The sequence below is a fragment of the Chryseobacterium sp. Mn2064 genome, assembly GCF_049319685.1.
GTDB lineage: Bacteria > Bacteroidota > Bacteroidia > Flavobacteriales > Weeksellaceae > Chryseobacterium.
Genome location: NZ_JBMOUE010000002.1, coordinates 685460 through 698230, shown reverse-complemented (window position 1 = coordinate 698230; position 12771 = coordinate 685460). Strand labels below are relative to the sequence as shown.

The 12771-nt window shown below is 37.7% G+C and carries 11 protein-coding genes; 7 read left to right on the top strand and 4 right to left on the bottom strand.

The window, feature by feature from the left end; all coding sequences use genetic code 11:
- The first annotated feature begins 102 nt into the window (after window positions 1-102).
- From ACL9RH_RS10290 to ACL9RH_RS10275, 4 genes are all read left to right on the top strand, one after another.
- A complete protein-coding gene (locus tag ACL9RH_RS10290) occupies window positions 103-1509 on the top strand; it encodes an aldehyde dehydrogenase family protein (RefSeq protein WP_422693275.1) in 1407 nt (468 codons plus the stop codon).
- A gap of 18 nt (window positions 1510-1527) precedes the next feature.
- Entirely contained in the window at window positions 1528-3078 is a 1551-nt protein-coding gene (locus ACL9RH_RS10285; protein ID WP_422693274.1) for a GMC family oxidoreductase, read from the top strand.
- Between the two features lie 126 nt (window positions 3079-3204).
- The gene (locus tag ACL9RH_RS10280; protein WP_422693273.1) at window positions 3205-3627 is read left to right on the top strand and encodes a PaaI family thioesterase; all 423 of its coding nucleotides are present in this window, start codon (window positions 3205-3207) and stop codon (window positions 3625-3627) included.
- An 85-nt stretch (window positions 3628-3712) separates the two neighbouring features.
- Window positions 3713-4057, top strand: a complete 345-nt coding sequence (locus ACL9RH_RS10275; RefSeq protein ID WP_422693272.1) for a phage holin family protein — start codon at window positions 3713-3715, stop codon at window positions 4055-4057.
- Between the two features lie 50 nt (window positions 4058-4107).
- Here ACL9RH_RS10275 and ACL9RH_RS10270 read toward each other — a convergent pair whose 3' ends face one another.
- The gene (locus tag ACL9RH_RS10270; RefSeq protein WP_422693271.1) at window positions 4108-4974 is read right to left on the bottom strand and encodes a chitobiase/beta-hexosaminidase C-terminal domain-containing protein; all 867 of its coding nucleotides are present in this window, start codon (window positions 4972-4974) and stop codon (window positions 4108-4110) included.
- Window positions 4975-5163: 189 nt separating this feature from the next.
- Here ACL9RH_RS10270 and ACL9RH_RS10265 point away from each other — a divergent pair, with 189 nt between their 5' ends.
- Together ACL9RH_RS10265 and ACL9RH_RS10260 are read left to right on the top strand one after the other, a co-directional pair.
- Window positions 5164-7158, top strand: coding sequence for an alpha/beta fold hydrolase (locus ACL9RH_RS10265; protein ID WP_422693270.1), 1995 nt, complete (start codon window positions 5164-5166; stop codon window positions 7156-7158).
- Window positions 7159-7255: 97 nt separating this feature from the next.
- A complete protein-coding gene (locus ACL9RH_RS10260) occupies window positions 7256-7756 on the top strand; it encodes a DNA-deoxyinosine glycosylase (RefSeq protein ID WP_422693269.1) in 501 nt (166 codons plus the stop codon).
- 21 nt (window positions 7757-7777) lie between these two features.
- Here ACL9RH_RS10260 and ACL9RH_RS10255 read toward each other — a convergent pair whose 3' ends face one another.
- The 3 genes from ACL9RH_RS10255 to ACL9RH_RS10245 all read right to left on the bottom strand — a co-directional run bounded on the left by ACL9RH_RS10255 (window position 7778) and on the right by ACL9RH_RS10245 (window position 11202).
- Window positions 7778-8851, bottom strand: a complete 1074-nt coding sequence (locus ACL9RH_RS10255; RefSeq protein ID WP_422693268.1) for a serine hydrolase domain-containing protein — start codon at window positions 8849-8851, stop codon at window positions 7778-7780.
- A 68-nt stretch (window positions 8852-8919) separates the two neighbouring features.
- Window positions 8920-10455, bottom strand: a complete 1536-nt coding sequence (locus tag ACL9RH_RS10250) for a hypothetical protein (RefSeq protein WP_422693267.1) — start codon at window positions 10453-10455, stop codon at window positions 8920-8922.
- A gap of 51 nt (window positions 10456-10506) precedes the next feature.
- Window positions 10507-11202 (bottom strand): AIM24 family protein, encoded by a 696-nt coding sequence (locus ACL9RH_RS10245; protein WP_422693266.1) that lies wholly within the window; start codon window positions 11200-11202, stop codon window positions 10507-10509.
- Window positions 11203-11711: 509 nt separating this feature from the next.
- Here ACL9RH_RS10245 and queA point away from each other — a divergent pair.
- On the top strand, window positions 11712-12761 hold the full coding sequence (gene queA, locus ACL9RH_RS10240) for a tRNA preQ1(34) S-adenosylmethionine ribosyltransferase-isomerase QueA (RefSeq protein WP_422693265.1): 1050 nt from the start codon (window positions 11712-11714) through the stop codon (window positions 12759-12761).
- Window positions 12762-12771 lie beyond the last annotated feature (10 nt).

Genomic DNA, 12771 nt, shown 5'->3' with positions numbered 1-12771 from the left:
TATAGCTTAGAGTTTAGGTTAAAAAATATAGAGAATAAGCAAATGATTTATATCATGTTTTCGTCATTTTCGAGCTATGTAAAATACAAAATAATTTAAACAATGGAAAATACATCATTTGTAGAAAAATCCCATATTGCAGATACCTCATTTTTATCTTTAAATCCCTCTACCTTAGAGGTTATTGGTGAAGTTGTCAATACTTCTACAGAAGAAATAGATGCTAAAATTGCAAGAGCAAAGAATGCCCAAAAGCAGTGGTCAGCAAGGCCGGATGAAGAAAGAAAAGAGATTTTACTAAAAGTAGCAGAAGCTCTGCAGAACAACTCGAAACACCTGGCAGAATGGATTACCCGAGAACAGGGAAAACCTCTGAGCGGTCCGGGAGCCAATTTTGAAATGCAGGCATGTGTAGGTTGGACCCAGGTGCCTGCTTCCTTAGACTTACCGGAAGAAGTTGTGTTTGAAGATGATACAAGAAAAGATGTTCTATATAGAAATCCTATCGGAGTGGTCGCTGCAATTGCTCCCTGGAACTGGCCTCTGATGATTGCTATCTGGCAGATTATCCCGTCCCTTAGAATGGGAAATGCTGTGATTATCAAACCTTCAGAATATACAACTTTCTGCAGCCTGGAAATGATAAAAGTAATCAATACTGTTCTTCCAGAAGATCTTTTACAGGTAGTTACCGGTAGAGGAGAAGTGGGAGGTTACCTTACCTCTCATCCGGAAATCGGGAAAATTATGTTTACAGGCTCTATTGCCACAGGAAAAAAAGTTATTGAAGCTTCTGCTAAAAATATGGCGCGTTTAACATTGGAGTGCGGAGGTAATGATGCCGGTATCATATTACCAGGCCTCGATATCGCAAAACATATAGAAAACATTTTCTGGGGTGCCTTCCTGAATATGGGGCAAACCTGTGCCTGTCTAAAAAGACTTTACGTACACGAAGATGATTATGAAAAAGTAACCAATGCCTTGGCAGAATACTCTTCTCACATTCCAATGGGGAACGGAGCAGAAGAAACGAGTGTGCTGGGACCCATACAAAACAAAATGCAATATGATAAGATTCAGGATCTTATCCATGATTCTGAAAATATCGGTGCCGACTTTATATTTACAGGACAAAAGCCTGATCTCGAAGGTTATTTCATCCCGGTAACCTTAGTCGGCAACGTTGACAATGGAGATCGAATCGTAGATGAAGAACAGTTCGGTCCTGTTTTACCTATTATAAAATACAAAACGTTGGAAGAAGCCATCAGTAAAGCCAATGATTCTGAAAACGGATTAGGAGCTTCCGTGTGGAGTGATAATCTTGACCAGGCACAGAAAGTAGCCGCACAGCTGGAAGCCGGTACGGTTTGGATCAATCAGCATGGAGCCATTCATCCGTTTGTCCCTTTTGGAGGAGCAAAACAATCCGGATATGGAGTAGAATTCGGAATCGAAGGACTAAAAGCGGTAACTGTTCCCAAAGTAATCAGCATCAAAAAGTAACAAATTAAATTAAAACTTATGAATTACGATTTTATAGTAGTAGGATCAGGTTCCGCAGGAGCTGTAGTGGCCAACAGATTAAGCGAAAACGAGAATATAAATGTACTTCTCCTGGAAGCAGGGCCGGATGATAAAGTGGCAGAAGTAGAAGAACAGGCGGGCTGGCCTGCCATATGGAATACCGAGAGAGACTGGGCCTATCACACCGTTCCTCAGGAAAGTGCCGGTGGGAATACCAGATATTGGCCGAGAGGAAAAACGTTAGGAGGTTCAAGCTCGATCAATGGAATGATCTATATCAGAGGTCACCAACAGGATTACGACAGCTGGGCGTACAAAGGCTGTGTGGGCTGGGATTGGGAAAATGTTTTGCCTTATTTTAAAAAATCTGAAACCCACGAAGAAGGGGAAGATGACATGCATGGAGGAGAAGGACCTTTGTTTGTAAGCCGTATCAAACATCCCAATGCAATCTCCATAAGCGCCATAGATGCCTGTAAAGAATTGGGCTATCCTTTGACAGACGATTTTAATAAAGAAATCTGGGGAGCAGGTCTCAATCATCTCAGTGTAGGAAAAGACGGGAAAAGATGTTCCACAGCAAAAGCATTTTTGGATCCCATTAAATCGAGAGCCAATTTACATATTGAAACGAGTGCGCTTGCTCAGAAATTAATTTTTGAAGGAGATCAGTGTGTCGGAATTCAGTATACGAAAAATGGAGAATTGTTAGAAGCAAGAGCCGGCAAAGAAGTTATTGTATCCTGTGGAACCATAGAATCTGCCAGACTGCTGATGATTTCCGGGATTGGAGATAAAGAAGAACTAGATTCTGTAGGAATTACTGTGGTAAAAGATCTGAAAGGTGTTGGGAAAAACCTTCAGGATCATCTTTTAACCAGTGTTATTTTTAAAGCTAAAAAACCAATTCCGGCTCCGGAGGCCAATTTACTGGAAGCGCAGCTTTTCTGGAAAAGCAAAGATGAAATGGTTTTTCCTGATCTGCAGCCTTTATTCATGGGGCTTCCTTATTACAGCCCAGGATTCACAGGACCGGAAGATGCTTTTACATTCTGTGCCGGATTTATCAGACCTGCGAGCAAAGGATATATCAGGTTGATCTCTTCGGATCCTGCTGCAGCATTGGAAATCAACCCCATGTATCTCTCCGAAGAATCTGACCTGGAAGCCCTTTACCGTTGTGTAGAAATCTGCCGTGAAATGGGAAGAACAGAAGCCATGAAAGAATGGAATGACGGTGAAATTTATCCAGGAGAAGGAAAAACAAAAGAAGAAGTCATTGATTATATCAAAAAATCATGTTCTACCTACCATCACATGACCGGAACCTGCAAAATGGGAATTGACAGTCTTTCCGTAGTAGATCCGAGATTGAAAGTCTATGGAATAAAAGGCCTTCGTGTGGCCGATGCTTCCATAATGCCCGATGTCGTTTCTGGAAATACCAATGCTCCTACCATTATGATTGGAGAAAAAGCAGCCGATATGATTAAAGAAGATCATCATCTGAATGCTTCATCAACATCCGAAAAGTTATTGTTAGTTTGAAATAGAGGGTAATCCTTAAATAAAGAGCCGTTTCACAACCTGTGAGATGGCTCTTTTCATGAAAATTTTCCCTACCATAGAGATTAAAAAGCCTCTAGCACTTACCTTTGTTTAAAAATAAAATTCATGACACCGGAAAAAAGAAAACTCATTACAGACAGCTTCGGCCGTTCAGAAACATTGCAATTCTACAAAGCAGAACTTTTGGAGGTAGAAACCGATTTTATCTCTATGAAAATTCCTAAAATGGAAATGATGACCCGAAAAGCAGGAATGTTCAATGGAGCTATGATTGCTTCTTTGGTAGATGTTTCGTCAGGTTACGCCGCCGTGAGCCATTATCCCGAAGATTGTTATGTTGTAACTGTAGAATTAAAAGTAAATTATCTTCGTCCCGCAATCGGAGATGCTTTGGTTTCCAAGTCGTATGTCATCAAAGGAGGAGCCAAAATAAGTGTCGTAAGAACAGAGATTTATGTTCAGAATGAAAACTCTGAGTCGGAAAGCCATGTTGCCACATCACTGGTAACGATGATGAAAATAAAATAAAAACATTCGCGTAGCAGGAAAAATAGGAGGAAAAATGGAATGGCTTTTGCACCATACCCCCCATAAACATTAAAAAATTAACAAAATGAACTTTATTATCCGATTATTTGTCACGGCAATAGTTGCTTTCCTATTAACTAAAATTTTACCAGGAGTACATTTTGAAGGATTCTCCTCAGCAATTATATTTGCTATTGTACTGGGTGTTTTAAATATATTTGTAAAACCTATTTTAAGTCTTTTCGGGCTTCCGTTGACTATTATTACATTAGGATTCTTTGCATTGGTCATCAACGCAGCGATTATTCTGATTGCAGATTATTTTATCGATAGTATGACCGTTAGTGGTTTCTGGTCAGCATTTATTTTCAGTATTCTATTGTCTATTGTAACCTCTCTGGCCAACTCTATGTTTTCGGATGGAGATTAAGAATTAAAAGATATATCAATAATAAAAAATCCGCTCTAAGAGCGGATTTTTTATTTCTTAATAAATTTCAATACTACCAGATCTGCCTGTTGATCTTTTAGTTTGATATAATAATTTCCTGAAGGAAGCTGATGAATAGATATCTCCTTCTTAAACCGGTCTTTCACCACTAATTTTCCACTGGCGTCTACAATTTCATACTCCTGGAAATTCCGGTCGGTATTTATTTTTAATACATCTGAAACAGGATTGGGATAAATTTTAATCAGAACAGCTTTATTTTTCTGTAACGTTTCATTGCTCGCTAAGAATAAACAGGAAGGTGGAGAGGTAATCACCCCATCTGTAAAATCATAATATAAAGTACTTCCCGCTGGGATCATGCTTGTACTGATGCTTTGAGGAATATTTTCAAAAAGGGTACAATTATTAAAACGTACATTGGCGTTTTCAAAATTTCGGGTAATCTTATACCAGGATTCACAGCCTGCAGGTTGCATAGCAAGCCCTGGCCAGAAAGTATCAATAGCAAACCCATCAATTGCATTGGGATTTACCATATCGACCATGATACAGCTTCCTGATGTCCAGTTAGAAGGCGCTTTAAAATAAATAGCCGCCTCAGGAATACTTCCAGTATAATATTTCTTACTGATGATGGCTGAAGAATTTCCCTGCCCATTCACCAGAAATGCTTTGATTTCTTTAGTCTGGTTAATAGAGATTTGTACATTGTTGACTGCCGAGCTTGAATTCAGAGTCGGTGTACTTCCGTCAGTTGTGTAATAGATGGTTCCGTTTCCTGAAATAGTGGCCTGATAAGGGTTGGAATAATGTGTCGCAACAGGAGTCATCGTTAGCTGCGAAAAAAAGAATGAGGACACCAAAAATGAAGAAACAAGTAGAAGCTTTTTCATAGAAGATAGGTATTAGTTTATGATTGCAAAACTAATCAAATTCATTACAACATAGAAAGATTATTGAAACTTAAATGTTAATTCTTTCGTCCATTTTTATTTTAAATATTAACTTTGGCAATCTTTGAATGTAATAAAAGGATAAAACAATCGCGCAGATTTTATCCGTTAAAAAAAGAATAGCAATATATGAAACTTAAGTACAGTCTGCTGGCTCTGGCAGCTCCGCTTTTAATGAACGCACAACAACTAATGACGCCTGAAATCCTTTGGACTTTGAAAAAAGTAGGAGTACAGGCTGTTTCACCAGATCAGGCTTCCCTTATCTATAAAGTAGGGCAGGTAGATCTGAAAACAGAAAAAACGAAAAATGAGAACTATTTCCTAAATGTTCTTAACAATCAGTCTACTAGAATTGATTTTGGTAAGAAAGCCCTGATTCAATGGGACAAAAACGGAATCTATGCTCAGGAGGGAGATAAGATTTATCTTTCAAAAGACGCAGGAAAAACCTGGACAGAATTTTATACTATCGGAGAAGCTGATAACATTGTTATTTCTCCAGATGGGAAGAGAATTGCTTTCAGCAGACAGGTTTTAGTAGAAAAACTGATGGGGAAAGATAAATATGCAGATACTCCTAAAACCACGGCTCAGGTATATACAGATCTGAACCACAGACATTGGGACTACTTCAATGAAGGAAAATACAATCACGTATTTGTGGTGAATACCTCAGACAAAGTAGACGCAGCGAAAGACCTTTTAGAAGGAAAAACATGGGATTCTCCTCAAAGACCTTTCGGTGGAGCTGAAGATTTTATCTGGAGCCCGGATTCTACCCAGCTTTTATATGTTACAAAACCCAAAAACGGTAAAGAATATTCAACCAGTACCAATACTGATATTTTCGCGTATGACATGGCTTCAGGAGTGACTAAAAACCTTACTGAATCCAACAAAGGTTATGACGTAAATCCAAAATTCAGTCCTGATGGAAAGTCTCTGGCTTGGCAAAGTATGGCAAGAGACGGTTATGAAGCAGACAAAAATGATGTGAAAATCATGGATTGGAAGACTGGGAAAATCACTAATCTTACAGCTGCTTGGGATGATAGTGTTTCTGGAGATGTTCTTTGGGGAGCAGATTCAAAAACAATCTACTTTACGGCAGCTTTCAGAGGAACAAAACAGCTTTTCTCTTTAGATTCAAAATCTGCAAAAGTACAGCAGATCACCAAAGGAGATTTTGATGTAAATGAAATTTTTACGGATAATAAATCTTCTCTTGTAGTAGGAAGAACAGATGCTAACCATGCGACAGAACTTTTCTCGGTAAATCTTAAGAATGGAGAAATGAAGCAGGTTACCGAAGCCAATAAAGAAACCTATGCTAAACTGGCTCAGGGGAAATCTGAGCTTAAAATGGTAAAAACTTCCGATGGTAAAGAAATGGGGGTGTGGTTTCACTATCCGCCAAACTTCGATCCGAACAAAAAATATCCTACATTGGTATATTGCCAGGGAGGTCCACAATCTGCATTGACGCAGTATTTCAGCGTGAGATGGAACTTTGCTCTGATGGCAGCCAACGGTTATATTGTGGTGGCTCCAAACAGAAGAGGTATGCCGGGATGGGGAACAAAATGGAACGAAGATATTTCTAAAGATTGGGGAGGGCAGCCGATGAGAGATTACCTTTCAGCAACGGACTATGCTAAAACATTACCTTATGTAGATGGAGATAGAGTAGCTGCTGTAGGAGCGAGCTACGGAGGATACAGCGTATTTATGCTGGCAGGAATTCATGAAAACAGATTCAAAACGTTCATTGCACACGATGGACTGTTCGATATGAAATCATGGTATCTGACTACGGAAGAGCTTTGGTTTGCGAACTGGGATCTTGGTTCACCATGGGAAAAGCCATTACCAAAAGCATACACAGAATTCAACCCAAGTAATTTTGTGGAAAAATGGAATAAGCCAATCATGATCGTTCAAGGTGGAATTGATTTCCGTGTACCTTACGAGCAAGGGCAGGAAGCTTTCCAGGCTGCTAAATTGAGAGGATTAAAGTCTAAACTGGTTTACTTCCCGAACGAAAATCACTGGGTACTTCATCCGCAAAACGGATTGGTATGGCAGAGAGAATTCTTCGATTGGTTGAAAGAAACATTGTAAGACAAAATAGGATAAAATATCAATAGAAACGGGCTTTAGCCCGTTTTTTTATGATTAAAAAATCCGATGACTTTTAGTAAAATGTATATATTTGAATATGCAAAACCGTATTTCTTCATTTTCGCCAATTATTGACGACCAATCTGAGATTTTAATTTTAGGATCAATTCCCGGAGTGAAATCATTAGAAAAGCAGCAGTATTATGCACACCCTCAGAACAAATTCTGGAAAATTATTTTTGAATTGCTGCATGAAGAATTTACGGATCATTATCCTCAAAGAATAGATACGATAAAAAAATATCATATTGCCCTTTGGGATGTCATCGATTCCTGTGAACGTAAAGGAAGTCTGGATTCTGAAATAAAAAATGAAGAAGCCAATCAGATCGAGGAGCTATTGGAAGAATATCCAAATATTAAAGTTATTTTTTGCAACGGCGGAAAATCCTATAAAAATTTACAGAAACTGTTAGGGAAGGAATATAAATTGCCTGTCTTTTTATTGCCTTCAACCAGTCCGCTTCACGCCGTTTCTTTTGAAAAGAAATTGGAAGAATGGAAAAAAATCTTAGGCTTTTTAAGCCTGAAAGAATAAAAAGACGGGCAATCATAAAAATTACTGTCCGTAATAGGCCATAATCAGTTTCTCTCTCATTGTATTGAGGTAGTGAATATCTTTTGTGTTGGAGAGAATAATCAAAGTAATACTTTTGTCTGCCAAATGTACCCAGTTGGCGCTGTGGCCATATCCTTCACCTTGGCGTTCCACAAATATTGTATTCACAGCTCCGAACTTTTTAGGATAAACCCAGAAGCCAAGTGCTGTATCTTCCAGCTTTTTATCTGCAGTAAGCATGGTTTCCAACGTTTTTTTATTGAATAAGGTATGATTGAATATCGCCTGATCAAATGCCAGAAGATCTTTCGGAGTCGAATACATGGCTCCTGCTGAGTAGAAATTATCAATATAAGTATTGGTAGGCGTGTGAAGAGCAAATGCATCGTTTTCGTCAGCGGAATATCCATCATCAATATTCTTAATAATGTCATTATGATGAAGAAATCCGGTGTTCTGCATGTTGAGAGGATGTAAAATCTGCTCTTTAAGAACTTCCTCAAAAGATTTGTTGTATATTTTTTCAATAATTTTTCCCAACAGGATAAAATCTCCATTGTTGTAGCTGAACTTGGTTCCTGGCTGATCAATCAGTTTTTCAGAAAGATACGTCGTGATAAAGTCATCAAGATCCCAGATCGTATTGTCATAAGCCTGATGAATAAGCTCCGGAGAGCTGATGTCCTTGTTGTACCTTCCGCTGCTGTAGGTAAGAAGATTTCTTATCGTAGCCTTATGGGCCGCTTCACCTTTATATTCCGGGTAATACTTGGAAATAGGAGCATCCAGATCTATTTTTCCTCTTTCATAAAGCTGCATGATCAGTACGGCTGTAAATGTTTTGGTGAGGGAGAAAATATGAAACCTGGTCTCATCTGAAAAAGGAATATTGTAATGCCTGTTAGACAACCCTTTGTAGGTCAGTAATTCAATTTTTCCATTTTTTGCCAGCAATACAGAACCGTTGAAATTATCTTTTTTGACAAAGGAATCAATGGCCTGCTCAACTTTTTGTGCCTGTGGATAAGCAAACTGGATCATAATCAATAACAATCCGGACAGTTTTTTTTTCATAATAAAAGTTTCTGTAAAGAAAGGAGTTAAATAATAATAGAACTACACTTTGATAAAGATGAGAAAATCTACTGATTGATCCATGCTTTTCTTAAAGCAAGCTGTTTAGGATCTGGATGAGGAATAGTGGTTACTTTTCCGGTCGCTTCATCATAATTTAAACCTGCTTTTTCCAGATATTCTTTCAATGGAATAGGTTGTCCGCCTTCCACAAAATCACGGAAAAATGTACGGATTTCCGGATAAGTCATTTTGGTAATTTCATCAAATAAATCATCATCTTTAAAATATTTCCCTGCTCCATATTTTTTCATCAGCATCAGCATCAGATCCTGAGTCCCCATTTTTCCACCGGAAAGCTCTCTTAGTCTAATGTCTAAACATAATCCCAGTAACGCTCCTTTCTGATAGAAATTCATGTACTGATCCTGTCTTTCCATAGCGTTTTTACTGATTTCTGTGAAAGATAGTTTGTTGTCAAATTCTTTCATGCCCTGTATCTTCTCTTCAATACTTTTTTCAAAATCTTCCAGGCTGATCATTTTTTGTTTGATAGGCATATGGATGGTTGCATACTCTGTCATTCCTTCATACATCCATAAATGTTCAGATAGAGTAGGATTTAAGAAATCATAATGCTGAATTTGCTCAGAATGGATATTCAAAGGAGTAATGATATGGAAGAATTCGTGAGAAGCAACTCTCCTTAAGGCATCAGAGAGAAAATTCATATTTCCGGCATAGTACAGGCAAACGGTAGATTGAGAATGTTCAAGGCCGTCTCCCATATATCCTCTCTGATTGGATGATTCAACATAGATTAGAAAAGCATATTTATTGACAGGCAAAGTTCCTCCCAGATAAGCTTCTTGGTTTTTCAGGATATTTTCGATCTCCTGAGCAATCTTTTTAGAATAATGTCTTTCTTTTTTATTGTAGAATGATACCAGAACTTCGGTTTTACCAATCTTCAGCCAAGTTGTATCGGGAACGCAGTATAGAACAGGAGAATCTACTAACTGTCGGTAATCTTTAGCCCATACCACATCGGTATTTTTGTCTTTCTGTTGATAATCTAAAGCAGAAGAGGCATAAAAATCTTTATTTTTTGTAATTGTAACCTGATAAGGAATGTCTTTTATTTTTTCAAAATATCCCACTAACGAATTATAATTGATCACAGAAACGCTGTCTTTTTTAAACATACTTCCTGGAGATTTAGCGCCTTGGGTCTTCTGTTTTAAAGAATTCCAACCACCCGCTACTTTATACGATATGGAACTTACATTCTTCAGGTCATGAATCATCCAGCTGTTTTTATCCAGACGTTCCGTGGCTACTTTTTTTCCTTTTTTATCCGTAGCAACAAGATTGGAAACATACTGTCCGAAATCCATCGCCTCATAAAATCCCGGTACCAACTTGGGAATAATAAATTTACCTTGTTTAAGATTGTTTTTAGGGGGAGCAAAAGAAACCCTGACTTCATCATTAGACATATGAAGAAGATCTATATTGTATTCGTACTTTTTCTTCGAAGTTTGAGCGATCAGAATATTAGGAAATATAACGATTGCCAGGAATAACTTAATAAGGGTATTCATTTGAAATTGATTTTGTTATGATTAAAATATAAGATGACCTCTTAACTTTGCTTATCTATTTTCCATATAGTAAACCTCTTCGTAAGGCTGAATAAGCACCCATCCATGTCCTGAAAACTTCATTTGGAATTCTTCACCGCTTCCTCTTCCCATAAGGCTTTTGAAAGAAATATTGGTTTTCAGTTCAGGGCTGAGGTTTCCAGACCAGGCAACGGTAGCATTAGGGTCTGTATAAACGGGAGTATCTGGAGTAACAACCAAAGTTAAAGGATCACCATGAGTAGTAATGGCAATATGACCGGTTCCCGAAAGCTTTACCTGAAAAAGACCTCCGGACATTATTCCTGCAATACTTTTAAGCATCGTAATATCACTGTTGATGCTTTGTTCGTGGGCTAAAACATCATTTCCGTTTACACATACCGATTCATTATTCAGATAAAGAATGCGAACCTTCTTTCCTGAATCTGCTACATATAGTTTTCCCGTGCCTTCAGCTTTCATCAGCTTGCTGCCTTCACCGCTGATCGCCTTTTTCAGAAGATTTCCAATTCCACCAGCAAGCATTCCCTGTCTTTCAAAATTGATATTACCTACATAGCTTACCATACTTCCTTTTTTGGTCCATACCGATTGGTTATTAAGGTTGATTTCTAAAAGGTGCTTGGTTTCCAGTTCAAAATAATCTCTTTGCTGAGGATTTTCTTTCGTTTCGTTGATGAATGCTTCTATTGAATATTTACTCATGATTATATATTTTTATTTGTTACATTTTCTACTGTCACTATTTTAGTTTGTCGAGTTTATATTCCCTTTTGTTACTTTCAGGATTATGAAAATCTTTAAATTCAGTATTGAGAATCTGTGCTTTGAACGTATACTTGGAGCTCCGGTCAGAAATATTTTCATCCTCTTCCTCGTTGTCATGATCATCATTTACATACTATTTTTAAGTTTTTAAGTGAAAATCAAACCCTATAGATTCATCTTCATCAATTCACCCACATCAGTAGAATGTGAAAGTTTTATGACCATTAGAAAACAGATTATGAAGGAAATAGATTGTATTGATCGTTTCCATATTTAATTTTAACCCCTCTGAAAATAGGGTTTTTCGACTTTGAAATGCTCTGTAAAATCAAGGTTTTATATTTGATTGAAAATAATACTTGACAAAGGGGTGTCCAATGTCGTATATTTGCACTCCGAAAATTACACCATGTAATTTCAGTAATTTTTAAACCGTAATTTAAAAAATGAAAACATCAGATTTTAATTTTGATCTTCCTGCGGAATTATTGGCAGAACACCCATCAGAGCACAGAGACGAAGCTAGACTAATGGTACTTGATAGAAAAACACAAACTATCGAGCACAAATTATTCAAGGATGTAGTAGATTATTTTGATGAAGAGGATTTATTCATTTTCAACAATACTAAAGTTTTCCCTGCACGTCTTTACGGAAATAAAGAAAAAACCGGTGCTAAAATTGAAGTTTTCTTGTTAAGAGAGCTTGACAAAGAAACCAGAGTTTGGGATGTATTGGTAGATCCGGCAAGAAAGATCAGAATTGGTAACAAATTATTCTTTACAGAAGATGAGTCTTTGGTAGCTGAAGTTATCGATAACACAACTTCAAGAGGAAGAACATTAAGATTCTTATTCGACGGTTCTTACGACGAGTTCAGATCTAAATTAAAAGAATTAGGAGAAACTCCACTTCCAAAATACATCAAAAGAGCAGTAGAGCCGGAAGATGCAGAAAGATACCAAACGATCTACGCTAAAGTAGAAGGAGCGGTAGCTGCACCTACAGCTGGTCTTCACTTCTCTAAGCACTTGATGAAGAGATTGGAAATTAAAGGAATCAATTTTGCTGAAGTAACGCTTCACGTAGGTTTGGGAACTTTCAATCCTATTGAAGTAGAAGATCTTTCTAAGCACAAAATGGAGTCTGAGGAGATCATCATTGATGAGAAAAATGCTGCTATCATCAACAAAGCGGTAGATGCTCACAGAAGAGTATGTGCAGTAGGTACCACTACAATGAGAGCATTAGAGACTTCTGTTTCTTCAAACAAAAAAATCTCTGCATTCAATGGTTGGACAAACAAATTTATTTATCCGCCTCACGATTTCGGAGTAGCGAACTCAATGATCACCAACTTCCACACACCGAAGTCTACTTTGATTATGATGATTGCTGCATTTGCCGGAAGAGATTTTGTAATGCACGCTTATGAAGAAGCTGTAAAAGAAAAGTATAAATTCTATTCTTACGGTGACGCAATGTTAATCCTATAAAAAAAGATAT